Annotated in this window: 4 protein-coding genes; 3 read left to right on the forward strand and 1 reads right to left on the reverse strand. The window is 66.4% G+C overall.

Annotated elements, in window-relative coordinates; all coding sequences use genetic code 11:
- The first annotated feature begins 174 nt into the window (after nt 1-174).
- The gene (hemB, locus tag IM632_RS05885; protein ID WP_296552113.1) at nt 175-1,191 is read left to right on the forward strand and encodes a porphobilinogen synthase; all 1,017 of its coding nucleotides are present in this window, start codon (nt 175-177) and stop codon (nt 1,189-1,191) included.
- A 230-nt stretch (nt 1,192-1,421) separates the two neighbouring features.
- Here the strand turns inward: hemB and IM632_RS05890 are convergent, their stop codons facing one another.
- Complete coding sequence (locus tag IM632_RS05890) at nt 1,422-1,880, reverse strand: mobile mystery protein A (protein WP_296518865.1); 459 nt, start codon at nt 1,878-1,880, stop codon at nt 1,422-1,424.
- Nucleotides 1,881-2,179: 299 nt separating this feature from the next.
- Here IM632_RS05890 and IM632_RS05895 point away from each other — a divergent pair, with 299 nt between their 5' ends.
- Together IM632_RS05895 and IM632_RS05900 are read left to right on the forward strand one after the other, a co-directional pair.
- Entirely contained in the window at nt 2,180-4,015 is a 1,836-nt protein-coding gene (locus IM632_RS05895; protein WP_296552116.1) for a class I SAM-dependent DNA methyltransferase, read from the forward strand.
- An 80-nt stretch (nt 4,016-4,095) separates the two neighbouring features.
- Nucleotides 4,096-4,338: hypothetical protein (locus IM632_RS05900; RefSeq protein ID WP_296552118.1), on the forward strand; the 243-nt coding region annotated here is incomplete at its 3' end.

The raw sequence follows: 4,338 nt of genomic DNA on the forward strand, positions 1-4,338 counted from the left end.
AGGTGCGGGCCGCCGCCTGGATGGCCGCCTGGTCGTCGTTGAGCGCAAAGTCCATCTGGTCTCCCCGTTCGAGGCGCCCCCGCCGTCTGGAGCCTCCCGCCCCCCTCTGTCAACGCCGGCCTGTCAACGCCGCGCCCCTTGCACCCCACCCCCATTTGCGCGAGACCGCAGGGCATGAGCCCGACGCCCCTCGCCCCCTACCCCGCCCTGCGCCTGCGCCGCCTGCGCCAGTCCGACTGGATCCGCCGCCTGGTCCGCGAGACCGTGCTGACCCCCGCCGACCTCATCTGGTCGATGGTGGTGCACGAGGGCGAGGGCGAGGTTCCCGTCGCCTCCATGCCCGGCGTCAGCCGCCTGTCGGTGAAGGACTGCGCCCGCGCCGCCGTGGAGGCGCGCCGGCTGGGCATTCCGGCCATCGCCATCTTCCCCCACATCGACGGCGCCCGGAAGGACGCCGAGGGCAGCCTGGCCGCCGACCCGGGCGGGGTCATCCCCCGGGCGGTCAAGGCCATGAAGGACGCCGCCCCCGAGGTGGGGATCATGTGCGACGTGGCCCTCGACCCCTTCACCACCCACGGCCACGACGGCCTGATCCGCTCGGGCCGGATCGCCAACGACGCCACCATCGAGCGCCTGGTCGCCCAGGGCCTGATGCAGGCGCAGGCCGGGGCCGACATCCTCGCCCCCTCCGACATGATGGACGGCCGCATCGGCGCCCTGCGCGGCGCCCTGGAGAGCGCCGGCCACCCGGACGTGATGATCATGTCCTACGCCGCCAAGTACGCCTCGGCCTTCTACGGCCCCTATCGCGACGCCATCGGCTCGGGAAAGCTGGGCTCCGGCCCCGAGGACAACCCGGCCGACAAGAAGACCTACCAGATGGACCCGGCCAACACCGAGGAGGCCCTGCGGGAAGTGGGGCTGGACCTGGCCGAGGGCGCCGACATGGTGATGGTGAAGCCCGGCCTGCCCTATCTCGACATCGTCCGCCGGGTGGTGGAGGCCTTCCACGCCCCGACCTTCGCCTTCCAGGTCTCGGGCGAGTACGCCATGATCAAGGCCGCCGCCGGCAACGGCTGGCTGGATGAGGACCGGGCGGTGATGGAAAGCCTCACCGCCTTCAAGCGCGCCGGCGCGACGGGGGTGATCACCTACTTTGCGCCTCAGGCGGCGCGGGTGTTGGGGGCGTAGGGGTCTGCTGAAGCGCCGTTGACCCCCTCACCAACCTTCGGTCGGAGCTCCCCCTTGGGGGAGCCATTGAGCCTTTGTAATTCCTCCCCCAAGGGGGAGGTGGACCGGGGCGTCAGCCCCGGGACGGAGGGGGTCTGCGGCATCTTCTAGGATCTCGCAAAGGCCATCAGCGGCGCGATCACCTCCCCGTCGGCGGCGCGCAGGGCGTCGATGTGCAACGGTTGCGCCCTTCAAACCTCATCCCAAAGCCGACGTGTATTGCCGCGCAGCATGGCCTCGACCAGTCGCTCCCGCTCCGCCCGGAGATCGGCGGGTTCCAGCGCCTGGCTCTCCAGCATCATGGTGTGATGGGTGCGCGCCAGCTGCAGGTCAGCCGCAGCGCGGGCGCGTTCGCGCAGCATCTCGTCCAGCGGCGCGTTCGGGACGAAGGCGTAGACAAGGGTGCAATCCAGCCCTTCCGCAGCCTGGCGCAGGGTGGCCAGGGTGACATTCCCGCTGACCTCGGCCTTCTCCAGCCCCGCGATGCGGGGCTGCGACACGCCAATGCGGGCAGCAAGCTGGGTCGCCGTCATGCCCAGGGCATCCCGAAGGGCCCGGATCCAGCCCCGAGGCGGGCGCGCAAGGTCAGCGGCCCTCAAGGGCGCGAGGCGACGTTCCAGATGCTTTCGCGCGAGGGATTTCGGGTCCACGATATAAGTCCGGGGTTATTGGATATCCGACAAATAATAACTTAAATGTTATCCCGGGACACGATTAAAATAACCTAGAAATTATGCCTTGATGCCTGTGCGCCGCCGTCTAGGGCATGGAAGGGCCGTCTTTGCCTGAGACGCCTCACGATCTCGAGGAGCCCGGCGAATACAGACGACCGGGTTTGTCGCCCCTGGAGTCCAGACAGGCGGCGCATCTTGCAGCCCCAAGCTTGCGCCCCGCCGGGAGCGCTGCGAAGACTTGGGCCCAAGGCCGTTGAGCCACCCCCGGAGCCCCGATGAGTTCGCCCTCCCTCTCCGCCCTGATCTGGTCCGTCGCCGACCTGCTTCGCGGCGACTACAAGCCCGCCGATTACGGCAAGGTCATCCTGCCCTTCACCATCCTGCGCCGCCTCGACTGCGCGCTCGCGCCCACCAAGGCCGACGTCCTGGCCGAGTTCCAGGCCCAGTCCGCCGCCGGCCTGAACCCGGACCCCTTCCTCCGCCGCAAGTCCGGGCAGAGCTTCTTCAACACCTCGCCCCTCGACCTGCCCAAGTTGCTGGGCGACCCGGACAATGTCGCCGCCAACCTCACCGCCTACATCCAGGCCTTCTCGCCCGAGGTTCGCGACATCTTCGAGCGGTTCGAGTTCCACAACCAGGTGGACCGCCTGGCCAAGGCCAAGCTGCTCTTCCTCGTGGCGCAGAAGTTCGCGGCCTTCGACCTTCACCCCGACGCCGTCAGCAACAGCCAGATGGGATCGGTCTTCGAGGAGCTGATCCGCCGGTTCGCAGAACTTTCCAACGAGACGGCGGGCGAGCACTTCACCCCCCGGGAAGTCATCCGCCTGATGGTCAACCTGATCTTCATCGAGGACGACGCCGCCCTCACCAAGCCCGGCGTGGTGCGCACCATCTACGATCCCACCGCCGGCACGGGCGGCATGCTCTCCGTGGCCGAGGAACACCTCAAGGCCCAGAACCCCAACGCCCAGCTGACCATGTTCGGCCAGGAGCTGAATCCTGAATCCTACGCCATCTGCAAGGCGGACATGCTGATCAAGGGCCAGGACGTCCGCCAGATCGCCTTTGGCAACACCCTGTCCGACGACGGCCACCCCGGCCGCACCTTCGACTACATGCTCGCCAACCCGCCCTTCGGCGTCGAGTGGAAGAAGGTCGAGAAGGAGGTCCGGGCCGAACACGAGCAAAAGGGCTTCGACGGCCGCTTCGGCCCTGGCCTGCCCCGGGTGTCGGACGGCTCTCTCCTCTTCCTCCTGCACATGCTGTCCAAGATGCGCCCGGCGGCGGAAGGCGGCTGCCGGTTCGGCATCGTCCTGAACGGCTCGCCCCTCTTCACCGGCGGCGCCGGCAGCGGCGAGAGCGAGATCCGCAGGCACCTCCTGGAGAGCGACCTGGTCGAGGCCATCATCGCTCTGCCGACGGACATGTTCTTCAACACCGGCATCGCCACCTATGTCTGGGTCCTCACCAACCGGAAATCCCAGGACCGCAAGGGCAAGGTCCAGCTGATCGACGGCTCGGGCTTCTGGCGCAAGATGCGCAAGTCCCTGGGCTCGAAGCGCAAGGAGATGGGCGAGGACGACATCGCCACGGTCACCCGTCTGTTCGGCGCCTTCGTGGAGGCGGAGGTCGCCACGGTCATCGACGCCAGCGGCGCGACGGTGTCGCGGGTGATCGTCGAGGCGGGCGAGACGGCGCCCGGGGCGCCGGAGGGCGGCAAGGTGAAGATCGCCCCCCTCTCCCGCATCCTCCCGACCAGCGCCTTCGGCTATCGCACCATCACGGTGGAGCGACCGCTGAAGGACGAGGCGGGAAAGGTCGTGGTGGGACAGAAGGGCAAGTCCAAGGACAAGCCCCTGCCCGACAGCGCCCTGCGCGACACCGAAAACGTGCCCCTAACCGAGGATGTCGGGGCCTACTTCCGGCGTGAGGTCCTGCCCCACGCCCCCGACGCCTGGATCGACGAGGCGAAGACCCGGGTGGGGTATGAAATCCCGTTCAACAGGCAGTTCTATGTGTTCGAGCCACCGCGTGATCTTGAGGAGATCGACGCCGACCTGCGAGCGGTGACGGACCGGATCAAGGCGATGATCGAAGGGCTGGTCGCATGAGCCTTCCGGCGTATCCAAGTTATCGGGACAGTAGGATACCTTGGCTCGGTGCGGTGCCTAGCCATTGGGAGATAGCACCATTGAGGCGCTTAATCGCAATTCAGAATGGTGCCGACTATAAACATATCGAAGCTGAAGAAGGCTATCCCGTCATCGGATCTGGCGGCCAATTCACCTTCGCGTCTGAATACATTTATGATGGAGAATCAATCCTACTGGGTCGGAAAGGCACAATCGATAGACCAATATACGTGAATGGCCGATTCTGGACGGTCGATACTATGTATTGGTCTAAAATAAATAAATCAATAAATGGCAAATAC

Source organism: Phenylobacterium sp. (assembly GCF_020402505.1).
GTDB lineage: Bacteria > Pseudomonadota > Alphaproteobacteria > Caulobacterales > Caulobacteraceae > Phenylobacterium.

Bases quoted from the DNA above. Each gene is read 5' to 3' on its own strand.
- hemB (WP_296552113.1), top strand. From the start codon at position 175: ATGAGCCCGACGCCCCTCGCCCCCTACCCCGCCCTGCGCCTGCGCCGC.
- IM632_RS05895 (WP_296552116.1), top strand. From the start codon at position 2,180: ATGAGTTCGCCCTCCCTCTCCGCCCTGATCTGGTCCGTCGCCGACCTG.